The following is a 20,802-nucleotide window of genomic DNA, read 5'->3' as shown; positions in this document are numbered from 1 at the left end:
AAAGGGCTGTTAAAAACAGCCCTTTCACAATATTTAAAGAAGATTAAAATTATTTTTTCGCTTCTTCTTTTCTTAATGGTTTGTTTGGTGCGATATCCATCAATACTGGTGCTGCCACAAATATGGAAGAATAAGTACCTGTGATTACACCGATCAACATTGCGAATGCGAAACCTCTTGTTACTTCTCCACCAAAGATGAATAAGATCAAAATGGTTAAGAATACAGTCAATGAAGTCATCACCGTACGACTCAACGTATCATTGATCGCTTTATTGATAATCGTTGTTTTATCAGAAGTATGCATCAATTTAGAATCTTCACGTATTCTATCATAAACTATGACCGTATCATTCATGGAGAAACCAATCACCGTCAAAACGGCTGCAATGAAATGCTGGTCAATCTCTAATGGGAATGGTACAATTGTTTTAAAGAAACTAAATACGATCAATGTTACTAATACGTCGTGCAACAAGGCAACGATCGTACCTACGGAGAATCTCCAGTCTCTGAATCGTATGAAGATATAGAAACAAATAATGATGATTGAAACGATTGTCGCTTTCGTAGCTCCAGCTTTCAAATCTGCAGAAATGGTAGGTAATACAGTTTGAGAACTTTGTTTGTATCTTGTATCAAATTCGGCAAATGAAGTTCCTTGTGGGATGAATTTATTCAAACCTTTATAGAGTGCTTCTTCTACTTTTTTATCTGTTCCTTGATCAGTAGCATGTATTTCGTAAGAGGTTGTGATATTTAACTGCGTTGGAACGTTCACCGTTTTGATAATTGGATATTCTCCAAATACAGTTTTCAAATCGTTTCTTACGTCTTCAATTTTAGGAGCTTGGTCAAATCTCACGGTATAACTTCTACCACCAGAGAATTCTACACCCTCGTCAAATCCGTGGAAGAAGGAACCAATACCCAAAACCAAAACAACCACAGAAATACCGTAAGCGATTTTTCTTTTGTTTACAAAATGGAACGTTTTGTGTTTGAAAATTTTACGTGAAATAGGTGTAAAATAATCAAAGTGTCTACCTTTTGTAGTGTAAATATCAGAAACCATTCTTGTAATCATGATACCACAGAATAAGGATAACAACAAACCAATGATCTGTGTAGTTGCAAATCCTAATACTGGACCAAGACCAAAGTAAGCTAATATAATCGCTGTCAACAAAGAAGTAACGTGACCATCCAAAATCGGAGCATAAGATCTTTTATATCCGTTAGATACGGCTTGAAGATAGGTTTCCCCTTTTGTCAGCTCCTCTTTGATACGTTCAAATATGATAACGTTAGCATCAACTGCCATACCGATGGTCAGAACTAAACCTGCGATACCTGGCGCTGTTAACGTAAATCCCATAGAACTCAATACGCCAATTGTAAATAATAGGTTTAATACCAATGCGATATTTGCAATCCATCCTGCTGTGTTATAATAAACAATCATCAAGACAAATATTGCTAAGAAAGATATACCAAATGAAATCATACCTCCGCTTACCGCTTCACCACCTAAAGTAGGTCCTACGATTTGTTCTTGTACAATTTTCGCGGGAGCTGGCAATTTACCTGATTGTAAGATATCTGCTAAATCTTGCGCTTCCGTTACACTAAAGCTACCAGAAATTTCAGAAGATCCATTTGGAATTGCACCATTTACAAATGGAGCACTATAAACGATATTATCCAATACGATCGCAATAGGACGACCAATATTTTTTTCTGTTAATTGAGCCCAAATACGTGTACCAACGGCATCCATATTCATTTTGATAGCTACACGACCTCTTTCGTCGTAATCTTGACTAGCAGTGCTTACATGCTCACCTTCCAATGGCGCTGTGCCGTTGCTCAAAGTTTTGATTGCATATAATTGCAATACATTCTTCATTTGAGCTGTTGCTGTAGGATCGCTGTCAGGTTTGCCATACATGAATACCAAATTAGATGGGAATTGTTTTTTAACAACATCCGTATTCAAATAAGCATTCAATTGAGCTGTGTCTTTTGTTAACACATATCCAATGTTGGCAGGATATTGTGTTTGACCATTTTGGCTTTGTTGAGGTTGGGCAAATGCTGCAAATAGACTACTTATTGGGTATTTGGCTTTCATTAATGCAACACTGTCAACCGGAGTGTTTTTGTTTCCTTTATTTCCCAAAGTAGAAAGAGAAGCTACTTTACCTGAGTCTTTTGTTGAATCTTTAGATACTGCAGCTGTAGTAGAAGAGTCTGTTGCTGATTTTAAAGAATCTGCTACAGATTTATTTCCCTTCAAATAATCTACTAAAGAAGCTTCTGCAGTTTGCAAAGATTGTCCAACTTCGGACAAATTATATACTTCAAAGAATTGAAGATTAGCCGTTGATTGCAAATATCTTCTGACACGTTCAGGATCATTAACACCAGCTAATTCAATCGTGATAATACCTTTTTTCTCATCAGGATTGATGGTAGGAGAAGCTACTCCAAATCTATCAATACGAGTACGAAGGATACGGTAAGTATTATTGAATGCGATGGTAGCTTGTCTATGTAAATAGCTTAATACTTGATCATCGCTGCTATTTCCTTTTAAGGTACCGTTACTTTTTGCAATGAAAAATGGTGCTAATTGTTTACCACTTGCTCTTTTCGCAAATTCTTCTCCAAACAAATTAATAAGATCTGCGCCACTATTCGCTTTTCTAGCAACTGCAGCAGCCAGTGATTGATTAATGGTTGGGTCGGTAGTGTTGTCAGCAAGTGTTTTGATTAATCCATCCATGCCAACTTCCATTGTTACACTCATACCTCCTTGTAAGTCCAAACCAAGCATCAATTCTTTGTCTTTAGCACTTTGGTAAGTGGTAAGTCCAAATAAACCAATTTTACTGTCTTTGGTACTGTCCAATAAGTGTTGTAGTTCCACTTTTTGGAATTCTTTCAATGAATCTTGGTAAGCAGAAGCTAAAGCCTTGTTATTGCCGTATTTTTGGTCAGCAGAAGGAAAACTTCTCTTTACCCATGCTGCGGCGCGTTCGTTCATCGCATTCTCATGGCTGTGTACCATCCAGGTAAATGATAACTGGTATACACATATAACAATCAATGCTACTGTGAAAAAACGTACTAATCCTTTTAATTGCATAATTAGTAGGGGGTTAAAATAATATATTTTTAGTGGGCGCAAAGATAATATTTGAGATTGAATTCTAATAATAAAAAAAAGCAGGTGAATAACCTGCTTTTTTTTATTATTTTTTAGAGGAAATCTAATTGGATGTTGCTCTTTTTAGATAAATATCAAAATATAGAGGTGAATTTGCAGGGATAACTAATTTGCCATTCGCGTCATATTGAGCAGCACTTCCATATGCATAAGCAGATGGAGTAACGATTTTAATATGCCCACCCATACCAATTCGCATTAAAGGAGCTCCGAATCCAACAACAGTATTAAAATATAAGTTTGAATTGTATTGTACAAGGATGGCCATATTTACAGAATCTGCTCCATTAGATTGCAAAGTTGTAGCAAAGGCAGTATCATTTAACAATGTACCTCTATAGGTCAGCGTTGCATAAGGTGTTGTTGCTGATATTCGATTAGCAGTAGTATCGCCATAATCTAAAACTTGAAAACGTAAACCAGAATAATTGGGATCCGAAGACATATTCAAGCCTTTTGCGGTAATAAAGGAATCTATGGCATTTTTTTCTAAACTTGGATCTTGGTAAGTTGTGTTGGTTGTATTGTCATTATTATCTTTTACACAAGAATACCAACCAATAGAAGTAATAAGAGTAGAAAAAGCGAGCAATTTTTTGAATCGCATGGAATGTAAATTTAAGAAGTATAAAAATCTATTTACATCCCAATACGTGATATGTTAACTAAACGTTGGTATTTTCTAAATTTTGTTCTTTTCTCTGTTTATATAGCAGTTCTAAATAATGCTCTTCATTTTGATCCCATTGATGTTTTTTGTAGAAAATAGCTACAAATACGACTATTATTACGACTGCAACAATGATAACAGTTGGGCTAGATTCTCCACGCGCAACCATTTCGGCTCTCGTATCCCAACCTGTAAATAAAGTTGCCAATATTGCAATTGCTAATGCTGCACCCACCGGAAGTCCTGCACATAGTTGCCTAAATGTACGCTTTTCTTTATCCCGATTGTTTTTCCAATATTCTATAAAATCTAAATCTTTCTTGTTTAACATACCTTCCTTTTTTTGAATAGAAAAAATTAATTCTCTGGTTCGGCAACCTTTTTTGTGGATATATAATATTGAAATTCAATATTTGTGGGATTGAGCATTTCTAATTGTCCATTACTGATGGAAATAGATTGCCATTTTGTCGATGGAATAACTTTTAAACTCGCTTTTTTCGAAATTAAAGTTAAAGGCATATTAAAGGAATCCAAACAATTGACATATCTAAAATAGAATTTGTTTTTTTCTTTTGAAAAGGCATATTCTAATTGTGGAATTTGTGTTGTTGTCAAATATTGTTGGAAAGTGGAAGTAAAGTCTTTTCCCGATTTTTTATTGATATAATTTTCAATATCAGTAGAAGTTACTGTAGAATGATAGAAATCCTTATTCATACCGATCAATATTTCTCTAAATAATTTATCATCACCAATTGCACTTCGAATACTATTGATCATGTTCGCCCCTTTGTAATACATATCACCACTTCCTTCTCTGTTGACATTGTATGGACCGATAATAGGTTTGTCATTTACGATATTTTTACGGATGCCATAACAATACTCTTGCCCAGCTTCTTTTCCATAATAATATTCTGTAAATAAGGTTTCGCTATAATTGGTAAAACTTTCATGAATCCACATGTCGGCGATATCTTTGGATGTGATATTATTGGCAAACCATTCATGTCCGCTTTCGTGTACGATGATAAAATCAAATTTATCTCCTTGCCCCGTGCCAGATAAATCTCTACCCAAATATCCATTCAAATAATGATTACCATAAGCCACCGCACTTTGATGTTCCATGCCTAAATGTGGTGCATCAACTAATTGATAACCATCTTCGTAGAAAGGATAAGGACCAAACCAATATTCAAATGCTTTTAACATACGCATAACCTCTGGCAAAGAATGTTGTTGCGCTCGAGTTTTATTATAATCCAATGCCCAAAGTGTAACATCTAATTTGCCTTTTAATCCTGCATAAGTGGCATTGATAGGGACATAATATCCAATGTATGGTACGATGGTATAGTTATTAATTGGGTTTTTAACTTCCCAAGTATATTCTTTCCATTCATTTCCGTAGGTCGTTTCAGATTTCAAGCGTCCATTGCCTACTTCTACTAAATCTTTTTTAGTAATTACTGATAAAGATGCACCTTGATTCGGTTCGTCATCTTGCACATCTTTGCATGGATACCAGGCAGATGCTCCCAGACCTTGACAAGCAACGGTAATCCAAGGGCGATTCAATGAATCTTTTGCCCAAACCCAACCACCATCCCAAGGTGCTTTTACTGCTTTTTTAGGTTTGCCATGAAAAAATACTTCAATCGATCCTGTACCTAAATATTTTTGTTTGGGTACATTTATATGAAATGCATTGCCATCACGTGTAAAATTTAATTTACGACTTTCTCCAAAAATAACACTATCAATCTCCATTGGTTCTTGAAGATCAATCTGCATAAATGCAGGATAACTATCCTTTACTACTTTATATGTGATTTTGTTACTTCCTTTGATTGTCTGTGCATCATCGTCTACTTTAACAATTATATCATATTTCAAGACATCCCACCAAGTACGTTCGGGCGCATTTATATTACCACGGACACTATCAGCGTGTGTAATTGGCTCTTGCACCATTTCCGTCAAATGATGTTGTGCTTGCGCCATATTTTGGAAAAAACAAAGTCCAATTGGGAGTAAGAAAGCGTTTCTTTTTAATTTAGGTATAATATTATTCTGCAATTTCATCATTTGTAGAGGATTTAGCTTCGTAATTTAATGCACTTTTAGGGGCGTCACCGGCTTCTTGTGTTTGAGAAGGATCGACAATACTTGGATAAAGGGATTCTTCTTCTTGGATTTCTTTTATTTTAGGTAAGTCTTTAGGCGAATTAATACCAAAATAATCCATGAAATTTTTACTTGTACTATACAAAAGCGGCTTTCCAGGAGAGTCTTCATCTCTACCAGAAATGACGATTAAATCTTTTTCTAATAATTTTTGAACACTATAGTCACTATTCACACCTCTGATACTTTCAATCTCGCCTTTTGTAACAGGCTGTTTGTATGCGATAATGGACAAAGTTTCTAATGCGGCTCCAGAAAGTTTTTTGATAAATTTATCACCGTTTAATTGTGCAACGGTAGTATGATATTCCGGTTTTGTCAGAAAAGCCCAACCACCGCCACTTTGAAATGGGCGAAAGGCATAAAATTCAGAATCATATTTTTCTTGAATGGCATCCAATCCGCTTTCTACTTGATCTAGCGTGATCTGATTGTCCATAAATCCAAACGTATTATTCAAAAGCTCAACAATCTCCAACGTCATCAACGGGCGGTCGCTTGCAAATATTAGCGCTTCAATATGTGGAATTAATTGAGAAGTTTCCATAAATTTCTTTGACGGCGAAGATAAAGATTGCTTTTAGAAAATTTTAGAACTTATGAAATTATGATTTTCTATTTAACCTTATTTTATTAATTTTAGAATAAATTGATTACTAAATGGGACACCATCATAAACTTAGAACGGAGAATGACTGTTTAAACTGTGGCGCAATTGTAGAAGATAGATTTTGCCCGCATTGTGGACAAGAGAACATCGAAAGAAGGCAACCTTTTCATTTTTTGATCGGACATTTCATGGAAGATTTGACACATTATGATGGTCAGTTTTGGATCACAATGAAAGCTCTTTTGTTTAATCCAGGACAATTAACCCAAACTTATCTTTCTGGGAAAAGATTGAAATATGTGAACCCTGTAAAATTGTACATTTTCATCAGTTTTATCGCATTTTTTCTTCCAGCTATAATTCCAGATTTTTCTCATAAAAAGCATCATGACGAAAAAGAGGAGAAAAAAGTGGAAGTTAAGAAGGTTGAGGATGAAAAAGGTATAAACGGAATGAAGGTTTTACTAGATAAAAAACTAATTTCTAAAAGTGATTTTGATCAATACGTTGTGAAAATGAACAATACGATGAGTCATGATTCTCTTGTGAAAAAACAATCTAAAAATGAAGTATCCGAAGAATATTATAATCTTGATCAGTCAATAATAAAAGGTGCTACTACACAAGAGGAATATGATAAAATACAAGCAGGATTACCACCTTCGGAAAAAAATAATTATTGGCAAAATATCGTTGCTGCCAAAATATTTTCTTGGAAAGAGGAAGGATTAACAAAAAAGGAAGTCAATGAAAAATGGAAGGAAAGTTTTGTTCACAACTTTCCCAAAGTTATATTTGTATACATGCCATTGTTTGCATTTTTACTTTGGTTATTGGAGAATAAGAAGAAATTTTGGTATTTCGATGCGAGTATTTTTACATTGCACTTTTTTTCGTTTTTATTGACGGCAATTACAACAATAATAATATTACAAAAGTTATTTTCGGGTTTTAGTTACGGAATATTTACGATAATTCTTATATTGTATTCGGTAGTTATTTGTTTTTATACGATTAGGTACTTTTTTAAAGCGCATCATCGCGTATTTTTCCAAAGTCGTAGAAGGGTTTTTTTAAAAGGCGTAGTATTATTTTTTATAAATTTTATATTCATGCTCTTTTTTGTTGTCGCATACGCTATTATCATTGGATATAGAATTCATTAAAATGGAGCCGGGCAAATAATAGTCATTTTTTCCTTCGTTTTGGGATGAATGAATTGTAATTCTTCTGCATGCAAATACAATCGATCGGCCCTGTTGCCATAAAATTCATCGCCGACGATTGGCGTATTTAATCCCAATGCATGAGAAGCGTGCATGCGCAATTGATGCGTACGTCCTGTAATTGGCCAAAAATGAATACGGGTTGTTCCATTTTCGTAATTTACAACTTCAAATTTTGTCAATGCTGGGCGTCCTATTTCAAAATCTACTAATTGACGAGGTCTATCTTCTAAATCATTGCGTAAGGGCAAATTGATGGTTCCTGTTTTTTGTTCCAAAATACCATCAAGAATAGCTACATAACGTTTTCGGATACTTTTTCGGATAAATTGACGTTGTAATAACTCATGTGTATATTTATCTTTAGCAATCAGCAAAAGTCCAGACGTCGCCATGTCTAATCGATGTACTACCAATGGTCCAGTCGCTTGTGGATAACGTTCTTTCATTCTTTTATAAACGCTGTCTTCCAAGAATTTGCCGGGAACGCTTAAGAAATTTTCGGGTTTATTGATGACGGCGAGATATTCATCTTCATACACGATCTCAACATCGCAATCAAATTTAGTGACCATTTTGAAAACATCTTCATCTGTAATCGTTTTGGATAGCATATGTCCCAAAATAGGTTCACATTTCCCACGACAAGAAGGGTAGAAGTGTTGATGTTGACGAACCTCCGATTTAGGTGATTTCCCCCACCAAAATTCTGCCATGCAAATAGGATCTAATGAATGAGAAAATGCATATTGCAATAATTTGGGGGCAGCACATTCTCCTGCACCCGCCAATGGTAAAATGCCCAAATCTTTATTGAAGATCTCATATAAAGATTTGGATTCCAATTGACTATTTAGAAAAGTATATTGTTGGAATATTGTGTCTTGTAATGCAGCAGAGCGTGTTTTTCGTTCCTGTTTTAGTGCATTTATTTTATCCAAATAGGATTGATAAGTGTTTTCGGCTTGTTGATTTTCTTCCTTTATTTCTTTTTGTAAATGTTCTAATTCGTAAGAATCACGCGAACTCTGTTGTTTCAAATAATCTACAAGAATAGCGTATTCTTCGGAATCTTTATGTGCTTCAAAACTATCTCGAACCTTATTTCTAAGTTGCTTTTGTTTTTGACAATAGTGTTTAAATCCATTCCATTTTTTTTCGTTAGTGGCAATTGTATTTTCCAATGACAGTTTTAAATGAACTAAATCTTCGCTATTTTCTAATCGCTCAACAGTGTCATTGATTTTGTTGAGTTCTTGAATTTCTGGTAGAAAAAATCCATTCGCTTCTAGCAAATCAAATACGGGAGGTACGAAATAAAGATGATCGTTGCTGGCTGCCAATTTACCCGAAAATGCTGCCAGAAAACCCAAATTGTTATTGGTATCTTTCACGACCAAAACGCCAAACATTTTCCCTATTTCCAAACTATTAACGGTCGCGCCCATTCCGAAATTATGAGTAAAATCATTTTGCGTGAGCAAATAATTTTGTAATTGTTTCGCTGCCAAAATCGCCAATGGATGTGGCGTATAATAGAACGGAAATGTGAATTTTAGCGGTAGGGCAATTTGGCTAATATCTTTTTGGAAACTGTGAAATTTTACGTCAGACATCTTAGAACTATGAAGATATAATTGAAATAAAAAAGTCTCGACAGCTTGCCGAGACTTTTTCGTAATATTTTTTTGGATATTAACCTTCTAAAGCTGCAGCTCCACTCACGATTTCTGTCAACTCGGTAGTAATAGCCGCTTGACGAGCACGGTTGTAAGAGATTTTTAAGCTTTTCAAGATTTCCGCAGCATTGTTACTTGCCGTATCCATTGCGGTCATACGTGCACCATGTTCACTCGCATTAGCATCTAACACAGCTTTGTATAATTGCGTATTCAAAATTTTAGGAATCAATGTGTTGATCAATTCATCTTTGGATGGTTCGAAAATGAAATCAACTTTATTGTTGTTTTCTTTTTTCTCCACTTTTGGAATTGGTAAAAATGGCTCCACTTTATAATTGAAAGTAGCTGCATTTTTAAATTCGCTATAGATAATATCGATTTTGTCAAATTCTTTATTTTCAAATGCTTTAACGGCTGCTTGTGCCGCGTCTTGCACTTTGTCAAAACTGATATTTACCAACAATTCTTTATATGTCTCTACTGTTTTGTAACCATTGGAAGTCAAGTTTTCGTAACCTTTCTTACCAATATTCCAGATGGTAACATTACCTTTTGTATTTTGCTCGCTATATTTCTCTGCGATAATATTTTTGGTAAGTTTGATCAAATTAGAATTATAACCACCTGCAAGACCTCTATCACTTGTAATGACGATCAACAATACTTTTTCAACTGGTCTTTCAACGCCTAATGTAATATTAGAATCACCTTCCAAGCTGTCAATGATGTTGCTAAGCATTTCCTGCAACTTGACTGCATAAGGGCGCATTTGCAAAATGGAATCTTGAGCACGACGCAGTTTAGCGGCGCTAACCATTTTCATAGCTTTGGTCATCTGTTGAGAAGACTGTACAGATTTGATACGAGTGCGAACTTCTTGTAATTGTCCTGGCATTGTTACTATCTATTTGTTGTATAGAAATCTGTTAAAAAATTTCTATTTTCTGAATTTGCGTGCAAAAGTAAACCATTCTATTGAATTGAAACAATTAATAATACAGGATTTTTTTACACATTTTGGCAAAATACGTTAATTACTCACGGTGTATGGCTGGGTTTTATTAACTTTGGCAACTTTATAAAGACTGACATTTTGGCGAATTTGTTATAAATGCACTGTTTTTGATAATTGGTTTACGAAAATTACGAATAAAAAAGTATTAATATTTATATATGTTAGGTTTCTTAAGTAAGCTTCTTGGAGGCAATAAAAGTGAAAAAGACGTCAAAAAAATACAACCTATTGTTGATAAAATCAATGAATATTATCAACAATATCAAAGTTTGAATAATGACGAACTTAGAGGTAAAACTGTTGAATTTAGAAGCAGGATAAGCGATTATCTTAAAGATATCGATGGTAACATTAATGCCAAAAAAGACGAAGCAGAAAATCTTCCAGAAACAGAAATCGAACAAAAAGATACTTTATATCAAGAAATTGATACTTTAAAGAAAGATCGTGACGAGAAATTAGAAGAAATTTTAAATGAAATTTTACCAGAAGCTTTTGCTGTTGTAAAAGAAACTGCACATCGTTTAAAAGATAATGATGAGTTGGAATCGACTGCAACGGAATTGGATCGTCAATTAGAAGCGCATAAAAAAGGTTATATTAGAATTGACGGTGATAAAAGCTATTTTAGTCATACATGGACAGCTGGTGGCGGTACTGTTACATGGAACATGGTTCACTATGATGTACAGTTAATCGGTGGTGCAGTTTTACATCAAGGTAAAATCTCCGAAATGGCAACTGGTGAAGGTAAAACTTTGGTTTCTACTTTACCAGCATATTTGAATGCTTTGGCAGGACAAGGTGTGCATTTGGTTACTGTAAATGACTATTTGGCACGTCGTGATAGCGAATGGAACGGACCATTATTTGAATGGTTGGGTATCACTGTTGATTGTATTGATAAACATCAACCAAATACACCAGCAAGAAGAAAAGCGTATGCAGCAGATATCACTTACGGAACCAATAACGAATTTGGATTTGACTATTTGAGAGATAATATGGTGCAAAATCCAGAAGAAATGGTGCAAAGAAAACATCATTATGCGATGATCGATGAGGTCGATAGTGTATTGATTGATGATGCTAGAACGCCATTGATTATTTCTGGTCCAGTAAGTAGAGATACTTCTACACAACAATTCTTTGATCTTCGTCCACGTGTAGAACAACTGGTAGAAGCGCAAAGAAGAATTGTGAATCAATCTTTGATTGAAGCAAAAAAATTAATTGCAGAAGGTAAAGATGATCCCAAAGAAGGTGGATTTGCTTTATACAAAGCTCATAGAGGTTTACCTAAAACTGGTGCTTTAATTAAATATTTAAGTGAAGCGGGTAATCGTCAAAAATTACAAAAAGCGGAAAATTTCTATTTAGCAGATCAGCAAAAGCAAATGCATCTTATAGATGAAGGCTTATTTTTCTATATAGATGAAAAAAATAATTCAGTTGAATTAACAGATAAAGGTATCGCTGCTTTGACAAAAGCAGGAGAAGATCCTCATTTCTTCGTGATGCCTGATATTGGAACTATTTTGTCCAATATTGCTAAAGAAACAGATACGACTGCGGAAGAAAAGCTACAACAAAAAGAAGTTGCTTTAAATGATTATAGTACCAAAACAGATAGAATTCATGGTGTACATCAATTATTGAAAGCATATACTTTATTTGAAAAAGATAATGAATACGTTGTTATTGATGGTCAAGTAAAAATCGTTGATGAACAAACTGGTCGTATCATGGATGGTCGCCGTTATTCTGACGGTTTGCACCAAGCATTAGAAGCGAAAGAAAATGTAAAAATTGAAGCTGCGTCTCAGACTTATGCAACTGTTACTTTGCAGAATTATTTCAGAATGTACCACAAACTAGCGGGTATGACTGGTACTGCAGAAACGGAAGCAGCGGAACTTTGGGATATATATAAATTGGATGTGGTCAACATTCCTACGAATATTAATATTTCCAGAAAAGATGAACATGATTTAATCTTCAAAACGAAGAGAGAAAAATATGGTGCTGTAATTGACGAAATCGTTGAATTGACAAAAGCGGGTCGTCCTGTTCTTGTCGGTACTACTTCTGTTGAAGTTTCTGAATTATTGAGCAGAATGCTTCGTCAAAAACAAATTCCACACAAAGTATTGAATGCCAAACAACACGCACATGAAGCACAAGTTGTAGCTGAAGCAGGTAAAGCTGGTGCTGTAACAATCGCTACAAATATGGCGGGTCGTGGTACCGATATCAAATTGGGTGAAGGCGTGAAAGAAGCGGGAGGTTTGGCTATTTTGGGTACAGAACGTCATGAGAGCCGTCGTGTCGATCGCCAGTTACGTGGTCGTGCGGGTCGTCAAGGTGATCCAGGTTCTTCTCAATTCTACGTTTCTTTGGAAGATGATTTGATGCGTATGTTTGGTAGTGAACGTATTGCTAAAGTGATGGATTTCGCTGGTTATAAAGAAGGTGAAGTCATCCAACACAGTATGATTACCAAGTCTATTGAACGTGCTCAAAAAAAAGTAGAAGAAAATAACTTTGGTATTCGTAAACGTCTATTAGAATATGATGACGTTATGAATAAACAAAGAACAGTTATTTATACAAAACGTAATCACGCCTTATTTGGTGACAGATTAGCATTGGATTTGGATGGCGCATTCTACAATATCGCTGAAGGTATTGCTTCATCCTATAAAGAAACCAATGATTATGATGGATTCAAATTAGATTTGATCGTAAGCTATGGTGTGGATTCTGCTATTACGAAAGAAGAATTTGAAAGTTCAAATATTCAAAAATTAGCAGAAAAGGTTTATTTGGAAGGATACAACCACTACGTAAAAGTAAAAGATGCTATTGCTTCACAAGTTTTACCTGTATTCCAAAATATTGCGACTAATCAAGCTGGACAAATTCAAAATGTAGTAGTTCCATTCACCGATGGTAAAAAAGGAATTCAAGTTTTAGCTAATTTGAATAAAACTTTGGAAACAAATGGTACGGAGTTAGTGAAGAGTTTGGAAAAAACAATTACACTTGCTATTATTGATGATGCATGGAAAGAACATTTGCGTGCTATGGATGATTTAAAACAAAGTGTACAAACCGCTTACTACGAACAAAAAGATCCATTGGTTATCTACAAACAAGAAGCTTATGGTTTATTTGCACAGTTAAATGCAGAAATAAATAAAGAAGTGGTTGAATTTTTGTCACATGTAGAAATTCCAGGTGAACAAAATAATAATCCTCAACAACCTCAAGCACCTATGCAAGTGTTGGAAGAGGGACATAGAAAAAGAACCGATTTGAGCAAAACTACTTCTAATAAAGCAGATGTTATTGCCAATGGTCAAGAATATGGTGCCAATGAAAAAGATGTGTACCAACAACCTACCGAAATTTTAGACGAGCCTAAGCAAGAACCAGTCGTTGCTGAGCCAAAAATTGGACGCAATGACCCTTGTCCTTGTGGTAGTGGTAAGAAATATAAAAATTGCCACGGCAAAGATTTATAATTCATTAATGTAGCTACGCTAAATAATAAAGGGATGAAACTATAAGTTTCATCCCTTTATTATTTAGCGTAGTGATTATTACTTTATGAGTACTAAGGTTCCTTTCTTATGAAATTCTTTACAAAAATTGCTTGCTGTAATTTCATAGATATAAGTTCCTGTTGGTAAAGTGTTGTTATTATATTTTCCATTCCATCCATTGCTTATATTATTACTAGAAAATACTAAGTTGCCCCATCGATTAAATATTTTCAAGGAATAGCGATCTATTTTAGCGTTACTTGTTGCTTTAAAGAAATCATTTTTACCATCATTATTCGGTGTAAATGCAGATGGAATAAAGAGTTTAACTTCTTTGTATTTTTCATCTAAAATAACGGTTATTGTTGAAGTATTTGCGCAATTGTACTGATTAAAACCTGTTACGTTATAGGTTGTTTCGGTTTCTGGTGATACTGCGATTATATTTGATGTGTTATTTGGAAAATTTTCCCAAACATATTTAATACCTCCATTTGCAGTCAATGTTACGTTATTGTTGATGCAAGAAATATCATTTGATTTACTAATCGTAATTTCAGGTAATGAATGAATTATAACCTGAGATTGTAATACTATGGAATTATTACAAATTGCTTCTGAAATTTTTACATGTATAGTTTCAGACTGATTTGGTTGGTAAGTAATCGTATTTGCCAATCCAATACTATTAGACTCATTCTCAATATACCAATTATAATCCGTTCCTCCATCAGCTGAAAGATTTATTGATTCTCCTTGGCAAGTCTCCATGTTATTAGCAGAAATTGTAAAATGTGGTTCTGCTCTTACATTATATTCATATTGATCTTCAAGTATACAGCCATCATTATTTTGTACAGATACTTTTATAGTTGTATTTTGGATAAATGAATATTGAATTTCATCTGAATTACCAGAAATTAAATCATTGTTTGCATACCATTGAATATTAGAATAGGTACTATTGTTATTGATCGAAATATTTGTTGCTGTATTTGGACAAACAAGATTAGATATAGGTTTATTAATTAGGCTAATTGGAGCACTATTAACCGTTATATTTTTGGTGATCATGCCAGTACAACCATTGCTATTCGTTACTAACAATTTAATATTAAATGTTCCATTAGAGGTAAACTTGATGGTTGGATGATCACTATTATTGTTGCTAAATGTTCCATTATCTGATGACCAAATTATTGATTTTGTATTGGCTGTAGTTAACGTGCTTTGTAAATAAAACAATGAGGGATCACATTTGTCTTGTTTTATAGTAAAATCTACTGGAGTTGTACATGTCGGAGGACAAGGATCTTCTCCTAATGTACAAGAAGATACTGTTTTATTAATTACTGTATTATTATCTATAATCGCATCGAAATTTGTATTTCCTTGTTTATTTTTCAAATTATCAAATGAATAATATGCCAATAAACCATTTTGAGTAGTTGGGTTGGGTAGAGCAGATGTTAAGTAGCTATTTATTTGTTCTTGAGTTCGTGCAATATTCCAAATCTTTACTTCATTTATATAGCCTACGAAACTAGATACAATATAATATTGAGATGCTTGTTCGCCTATTCTAGTATTGTATCCATTTGTAATAAGAGTGCCACTACAAGCAATACTACTCATACGTATTCCATTTCTGTAAAAAACTAATATTGAGCCGTCGTAGGTCATGGCTACATGATACGTTTTGTTTGACTCAATCATACAAACCGTAGGTGTGGCGAAAAAGCCATTTGATGTAGTTATGCTGGCACCATTAGGACGTAATAAATAATTACAATCTGTTGGATCATTATGTTTTGAAACTATATCACCCACATTTGTACCGTCAAAGGCATCAGTTTTATTTATTAATGCTTCTACCGTCAATGAATTTCCACTAATTGAAATATTAGAGCAATTAATTCCATTAGTATTACGTTGGATAATATTTGCCCAGTTATTACAATTACTTAATTGCTGAGAAAAAGAATTTATAGCAGTTGTCGCGATAAAAAGAAAAACAAGCAACCAACTATATAAGTGTTGATTTGCTCGTTTTGTATAATTAGGTCTTGAAATCAATTGTTAATTATAATAGTGTTTTCAATGTCTTTACTACCGTATCAATTTCCTCTTTTGTATTGTATTTGCTAAAAGAAAATCTCAATGGAACAATGTTTGGATCGTTATTGATAGCTCTAATAACATGGCTTCCTTGATCAGCACCACTTGTACACGCACTACCTCCAGAAACACAAATATTATGAATATCCAAATTAAAAAGCATCATTTCAGACTTTTCAGTTTTAGGAAGTGAAATACTCAAAACTGTATATAAACTATTTCCCAAGGTATCTCCATTGAAATTAACACTAGGAATCGCTTTTTTTAATTCTTCTGCCATATAAGATTTTAAATCTTGTATGTAGGTGCTCTCTTCTTCTAATGCCGCGTCTGCAATTTCTAGTGCTTTGGCAAGACCAACAATGCCATAAATATTTTCGGTACCTGCACGCATGTTCCTCTCTTGAGAACCGCCATGGATAAATGGATCGATTTTGATATTTTCATTTATATACAGAAAACCAACACCTTTGGGACCATGAAATTTATGTGCAGAGCAAGTGATAAAATCAAAATGTGTTTTGGAAACATCTAATTTTAAATGTCCCATAGTTTGCACTGTATCACAATGAAAAATGGCGTCATATTTTTGGCATAATGCGCTTACTCGATCTACATCTAAAAGATTGCCAATTTCATTATTTGCATGCATTAAAGAAACCAAACTTCTTTCTTTACTTTCAGCTAATAATTTTTCCAAATCTTCTAAATCGACATGTCCATTGGGTAATAATTTGACAAAATCTAAAGTAACCTTCCCCATTTTAGCCAAATACTCTGTTGTATATAAAGTCGCATGATGTTCAATAGGAGAGGTAATGATATGCTTGCAATTCAGGTTGACAATGGATTCTTGGATTGCAGTATTGCTACTTTCTGTACCGCAACTTGTAAAAAATATTTCACCAGGATGTGCATGGATTATTTTCGCAACTTGTTTTCTTGCATTTTCAATCGGAAGTCTTGTTTCTCTTCCATAGCTATAAATAGAAGATGGATTTCCAAATTTTTCGGTCAAATAAGGCATCATTGCCTCTAAAACTTCTTTACTTAACGGAGTGGTCGCAGCATTGTCTAAATAAATCCTATTTCCTGATGTCATCTTTTCTATCCTTTTTTATAAAATTAAAATCATTTTTAGGTCAGAAATCTCACCTAAAAATGATTTTACGAGCAAAGTTACACAATTTATGATGTAATATTTACATACATTCTTTGATATCTTGCATTATTCTTTTCGCAATATTATTTGCGGTAGTTTCAAAATTACTTTCTGCATAGATTCTTATGATTGGTTCCGTATTACTTGGTCTCAAGTGTACCCAATCCTTATCAAATTCTATTTTCAAACCATCAATTTTATTGATATTATTGTTTTTATATTTATCACAAATATGTGCGAATACATCTTGCAAATTGACTTTTGTATCTAATTCAATTTTATTCTTAGAAATGAAATAATTGGGATATTCCGCTCTTAATTGTTTTGCACTTTTTTTATCAGCAAGGAAACTTAAAAACAAACCCACACCAATTAATGCATCGCGACCATAGTGAAAATCAGGAACGATAATTCCTCCATTTCCTTCGCCGCCAATAACCGCGTGTACTTCTTTCATTTTAGCAACAACATTTACTTCTCCCACCGCGCTTGCAAAATATTCACATCCATGCTTCTCGGTTACATCTCTCAAAGCACGCGTAGAGGAAAGATTGCTGACAGTCGGACCTTTTTTATGTTGTAAAATATAATCTGCTACTGCTACTAATGTGAATTCCTCACCAAACATAGATCCATCTTCACACACAAAACAAAGCCTGTCTACATCAGGATCAATAGCAATACCGAGATTAGCTTTGTTTTTGTTAACCTCATTACACAATTCGCGAAGATTCTCCGGAAGAGGTTCTGGATTATGTGCAAATTTTCCAGTTACCTCTTTATTTAAAACTATAATATTTTCAGGTAATAATCCAAGTGCTAAAAGCAGTTGTGGAATGAAAATAGAACCTGAGCTATTGACTCCATCTACCACAACTTTAAAGTTTTTGGCTTCAATTTTGGATTTATTTACCAATGGATAATTAACTACCGCTTCGATGTGCTTTTCCATCGCATCCGTATTCTGTGTCAATTTTCCAAGATTATCTACATTGACAAATACGTAAGCCTCTGTTTCTACTAATTCTAAAAGTTCTTCACCGTCTTTTCCACTAAGGAATTCACCTTCTTCATTTAATAATTTTAAAGCATTCCATTCCTTGGGATTATGGCTCGCAGTAATGATGATACCACCAGACGCATTTTCAAATTTTACAGCCATTTCCACAGTAGGAGTCGTGCTTAAATCTAAATCAACAACATCTAGTCCTACCATATTTAAGGTGCGAATAACTATGTCTTTTACAACCGAACCACTGATCCTTCCATCACGCCCGATGACAACTTTTTTGTTTTCAGGATTTCTTTTTCTTAACCATGTACCATAAGCCGCTGCAAATTTTACAATATCTAAAGGAGATAAGGAATCTCCAGGTTGACCACCAATTGTTCCTCTAATACCTGAAATGCTTTTTATCAATGCCATTTTGAGAAATATTTAAACAAACATAACTAAAAAATGCTTAGCTATTTTTATTTTTTAATGCAATGGATTGCTTGAAAATAAATTAATTGAAATAACGATTTACTTACTTAATAACTTGAAATTTACCGCTTTCGAGAATTTTTCCAGTTGTCGCTATAAGTTGGTATAAATATAAACCTCTATAATAATTACTCAAGTTTAAATCAACTTTTAAATTAGAAATCATAATGTCTGCCATTTTACTTCCAGTAAAACTGTAAACTAATAGATGTGTGTTTGTAGGTAGTGTTCTATCAAATTCGATAATAACATAATTGCTAGCAGGATTTGGATAAAGTTTAGATACGAATTTTTTTACGTCTATATTTTCCAAATTTTTTCCATATAAATTAAACAATGAAATAGTATCGGAATGAATAGACTGCCCAATTGCAAATCTCCCATTTGCATTAAAGGACGGGAAAAGTCCAATAATCAAAAGAAATAAGGCTATAATAAAACATCTGGGTAAAAGTCTAATCATTCAATCAGTTTGTGTACAAATGTAAAAAACTTACATTAAATTTTGTAAGAAATAATTTAAAGCTATAATTATCCTAAATCAATCGTTTGATATGTTGATAATCAGTTATTTAGATATTTGTATAATAAATATCTAAATTATTTAATTTAAAATATTTCATAGGTTCGCTTTATAATTAATCAATAACGATCATGACAAAAGAACCTATATTAGTGGTATTGGCTGCGGGATTAGCGAGTAGATACGGAAGTTTAAAACAGATGGAGCGTTTCGGTCCATCTGGAGAGACCATCGTTGACTATGCTTTATACGATGCTATTAAAGCAGGATTTAAAAAAGTTGTGTTTATAATAAGAAAAGATTTTTTTGATGAATTCAAAGAAATGTTTGAACCACAACTTAAAAATAAGATCAAAATTTCATATGCCTTTCAAGATTTGCATAGCCATCTAGGATCGCATATACTACCGTTGGAAAGGAAAAAGCCGTTTGGTACTGCACAGGCTATAATCTGTGCCGCAGATCAAATTGATGGAGCTTTTGCTGTTGTAAATGCAGATGATTTTTATGGGTATGAGGCATTTGAAAAAGGTATTGAGTTTTTAACAAATCATATTCAACCTAATCTTTATGGTTCCGTAGCATTTAGATTAGGAAAAACGATTAGCGATAATGGTTATGTAAGTAGGGGAGAAATTACTGCAGATGGAAATAATAATATTGCAAAAATACAAGAGCGAGTAAAAATTTATCCGGAAAATGGCAAAATCTACTATGAAGAAAATGATATCAAACATGAAATGGATAGTGATACATTAGTTAGTATGAATTTCTTTTGTTTTGATCGCAATTTTGTAGAATTATGTATTCAAGAATATGCTAACTTTTTAGACGAGAATATTTTAGATATAAAATCTGAATTTTTTATGCCTTCTGTAGCGGATAAATTTATTCAAGATAAAATTGGACAAATTAAAATTTTACCTGTTGCCTCCAAATGGTTCGGTGTAACATATAAAGAGGATGGGCCATTGGTGAGGGAAAATATTGGACAATTAATAAATGAAGGAAAGTATCCCAATAATCTTTGGAATATATAAAATATTAAAAATTTGCATAAATTATAGCTCACGTAGCTACACATCCCCTTTTTTTTAATTGGGGATTTTTAAATTATGGCAAAAAGAATATATACAAAAATTCCAATAATATTTAATATTAGAAATCCATTAATTATATTATCTCTACGAATAAAGTTTTGCTCTTTTGCAGAATAATTGATAAAATATTTTAAAGACCTAAATTCTGTTATTGTTCTAAAACAATCAGAAAACTGAAAATTATCACCTTCAATTTTTTTCAAATTAGCAATCTTAATTAAAAACAATAGTATCAAA

General features: G+C 33.6%; 14 protein-coding genes. 3 read left to right on the top strand and 11 right to left on the bottom strand.

Going from position 1 to position 20,802, the window contains the following annotated elements:
- Positions 1-49: 49 nt before the first annotated feature.
- From secDF to scpB, 5 genes are all read right to left on the bottom strand, one after another.
- The gene (secDF, locus tag E0W69_RS10480) at positions 50-3,151 is read right to left on the bottom strand and encodes a protein translocase subunit SecDF (RefSeq protein ID WP_131330010.1); all 3,102 of its coding nucleotides are present in this window, start codon (positions 3,149-3,151) and stop codon (positions 50-52) included.
- Between the two features lie 124 nt (positions 3,152-3,275).
- A complete protein-coding gene (locus E0W69_RS10475; RefSeq protein WP_131330009.1) occupies positions 3,276-3,839 on the bottom strand; it encodes an FKBP-type peptidyl-prolyl cis-trans isomerase in 564 nt (187 codons plus the stop codon).
- A gap of 58 nt (positions 3,840-3,897) precedes the next feature.
- Entirely contained in the window at positions 3,898-4,233 is a 336-nt protein-coding gene (locus E0W69_RS10470) for a hypothetical protein (RefSeq protein ID WP_131330008.1), read from the bottom strand.
- Positions 4,234-4,259: 26 nt separating this feature from the next.
- Positions 4,260-5,996 (bottom strand): M1 family metallopeptidase, encoded by a 1,737-nt coding sequence (locus E0W69_RS10465; protein ID WP_225321229.1) that lies wholly within the window; start codon positions 5,994-5,996, stop codon positions 4,260-4,262.
- A complete protein-coding gene (gene scpB, locus E0W69_RS10460) occupies positions 5,977-6,642 on the bottom strand; it encodes an SMC-Scp complex subunit ScpB (RefSeq protein WP_131330007.1) in 666 nt (221 codons plus the stop codon). Before scpB ends, E0W69_RS10465 begins: the two co-directional genes overlap by 20 nt.
- Before the next feature lie 113 nt (positions 6,643-6,755).
- On the opposite strand from scpB, the gene E0W69_RS10455 reads away from it, so the two are divergent.
- Positions 6,756-7,871: a DUF3667 domain-containing protein gene (locus tag E0W69_RS10455; RefSeq protein WP_131330006.1), complete on the top strand. Its 1,116-nt coding sequence runs from the start codon at positions 6,756-6,758 to the stop codon at positions 7,869-7,871.
- Here E0W69_RS10455 and E0W69_RS10450 read toward each other — a convergent pair.
- Positions 7,868-9,547, bottom strand: a complete 1,680-nt coding sequence (locus tag E0W69_RS10450) for an RluA family pseudouridine synthase (protein WP_131330005.1) — start codon at positions 9,545-9,547, stop codon at positions 7,868-7,870. The two genes, E0W69_RS10455 and E0W69_RS10450, sit on opposite strands and share 4 nt — an antisense overlap.
- Positions 9,548-9,626: 79 nt before the next feature.
- Entirely contained in the window at positions 9,627-10,508 is an 882-nt protein-coding gene (atpG, locus tag E0W69_RS10445) for an ATP synthase F1 subunit gamma (RefSeq protein ID WP_131330004.1), read from the bottom strand.
- A gap of 278 nt (positions 10,509-10,786) precedes the next feature.
- On the opposite strand from atpG, the gene secA reads away from it, so the two are divergent.
- Positions 10,787-14,155, top strand: a complete 3,369-nt coding sequence (gene secA, locus E0W69_RS10440; RefSeq protein WP_131330003.1) for a preprotein translocase subunit SecA — start codon at positions 10,787-10,789, stop codon at positions 14,153-14,155.
- A 78-nt stretch (positions 14,156-14,233) separates the two neighbouring features.
- On the opposite strand, the gene E0W69_RS10435 is transcribed toward secA, so the two are convergent.
- The 4 genes from E0W69_RS10435 to E0W69_RS10420 form a co-directional block, all read right to left on the bottom strand.
- Positions 14,234-16,252, bottom strand: a complete 2,019-nt coding sequence (locus E0W69_RS10435) for a T9SS type B sorting domain-containing protein (protein ID WP_131330002.1) — start codon at positions 16,250-16,252, stop codon at positions 14,234-14,236.
- Between the two features lie 7 nt (positions 16,253-16,259).
- Complete coding sequence (locus E0W69_RS10430; protein WP_131330001.1) at positions 16,260-17,396, bottom strand: cysteine desulfurase family protein; 1,137 nt, start codon at positions 17,394-17,396, stop codon at positions 16,260-16,262.
- A 100-nt stretch (positions 17,397-17,496) separates the two neighbouring features.
- Positions 17,497-18,882: a phosphoglucosamine mutase gene (gene glmM, locus E0W69_RS10425; RefSeq protein WP_131330000.1), complete on the bottom strand. Its 1,386-nt coding sequence runs from the start codon at positions 18,880-18,882 to the stop codon at positions 17,497-17,499.
- A 103-nt stretch (positions 18,883-18,985) separates the two neighbouring features.
- The gene (locus tag E0W69_RS10420) at positions 18,986-19,405 is read right to left on the bottom strand and encodes a T9SS type A sorting domain-containing protein (RefSeq protein WP_131329999.1); all 420 of its coding nucleotides are present in this window, start codon (positions 19,403-19,405) and stop codon (positions 18,986-18,988) included.
- 191 nt (positions 19,406-19,596) lie between these two features.
- On the opposite strand from E0W69_RS10420, the gene E0W69_RS10415 reads away from it, so the two are divergent.
- Complete coding sequence (locus tag E0W69_RS10415; protein ID WP_131329998.1) at positions 19,597-20,505, top strand: nucleotidyltransferase family protein; 909 nt, start codon at positions 19,597-19,599, stop codon at positions 20,503-20,505.
- Positions 20,506-20,802: the final 297 nt, after the last annotated feature.

Origin of the sequence: Rhizosphaericola mali, assembly GCF_004337365.2 — a bacterium.
GTDB lineage: Bacteria > Bacteroidota > Bacteroidia > Chitinophagales > Chitinophagaceae > Rhizosphaericola > Rhizosphaericola mali.
This window is presented reverse-complemented; position numbering and strand designations above follow the sequence as displayed.

Coding starts and splice junctions, on each gene's coding strand:
- secDF (WP_131330010.1), bottom strand. CDS start 3,151: ATGCAATTAAAAGGATTAGTACGTTTTTTCACAGTAGCATTGATTGTT.
- E0W69_RS10475 (WP_131330009.1), bottom strand. CDS start 3,839: ATGCGATTCAAAAAATTGCTCGCTTTTTCTACTCTTATTACTTCTATT.
- E0W69_RS10470 (WP_131330008.1), bottom strand. CDS start 4,233: ATGTTAAACAAGAAAGATTTAGATTTTATAGAATATTGGAAAAACAAT.
- E0W69_RS10465 (WP_225321229.1), bottom strand. CDS start 5,996: ATGATGAAATTGCAGAATAATATTATACCTAAATTAAAAAGAAACGCT.
- scpB (WP_131330007.1), bottom strand. CDS start 6,642: ATGGAAACTTCTCAATTAATTCCACATATTGAAGCGCTAATATTTGCA.
- E0W69_RS10455 (WP_131330006.1), top strand. CDS start 6,756: ATGGGACACCATCATAAACTTAGAACGGAGAATGACTGTTTAAACTGT.
- E0W69_RS10450 (WP_131330005.1), bottom strand. CDS start 9,547: ATGTCTGACGTAAAATTTCACAGTTTCCAAAAAGATATTAGCCAAATT.
- atpG (WP_131330004.1), bottom strand. CDS start 10,508: ATGCCAGGACAATTACAAGAAGTTCGCACTCGTATCAAATCTGTACAG.
- secA (WP_131330003.1), top strand. CDS start 10,787: ATGTTAGGTTTCTTAAGTAAGCTTCTTGGAGGCAATAAAAGTGAAAAA.
- E0W69_RS10430 (WP_131330001.1), bottom strand. CDS start 17,396: ATGACATCAGGAAATAGGATTTATTTAGACAATGCTGCGACCACTCCG.
- glmM (WP_131330000.1), bottom strand. CDS start 18,882: ATGGCATTGATAAAAAGCATTTCAGGTATTAGAGGAACAATTGGTGGT.
- E0W69_RS10420 (WP_131329999.1), bottom strand. CDS start 19,405: ATGATTAGACTTTTACCCAGATGTTTTATTATAGCCTTATTTCTTTTG.
- E0W69_RS10415 (WP_131329998.1), top strand. CDS start 19,597: ATGACAAAAGAACCTATATTAGTGGTATTGGCTGCGGGATTAGCGAGT.